Below are 283 nucleotides of genomic sequence, written 5' to 3' on the forward strand. Positions count from 1 at the left end.
AGGGTCAACGAGACAGCCCGCCGTCGTCGCGATCCCGGCCGCGACTGCGAAGCCGTTGGGCCTGCCGCTGGCGTGTCGCCTCGCGCTGTTCGGCGAGCAGCTTCTCGCCCACGGCCTTGATGATCTGGGCCGCCTTGGCCTGCATATCGCGATTAAGCGGCCCCAGAGCGTCCAGAACGGGCTTCAGGCGGTCACGCAGGCTCCGGGCTGTCTCCTGTGCCTGCCGGGCCTTCTCGCGCTCCTGACGCGCTCCTGCGGCCGCTGCGACGGTCGGGCCATACCC

General features: G+C 70.7%; 1 protein-coding gene. It reads right to left on the reverse strand.

All coding sequences use genetic code 11. The annotated features are described in order from the left end of the window. Positions 1-4: 4 nt before the first annotated feature. A partial coding sequence (locus OGY07_RS01845) for a hypothetical protein (RefSeq protein ID WP_249236553.1) occupies positions 5-283 on the reverse strand: 279 nt, incomplete at its 5' end.

The sequence above is a fragment of the Citrobacter sp. Cs237 genome (assembly GCF_030332325.1).
Taxonomy (GTDB): domain Bacteria; phylum Pseudomonadota; class Gammaproteobacteria; order Enterobacterales; family Enterobacteriaceae; genus Citrobacter_A; species Citrobacter_A sedlakii.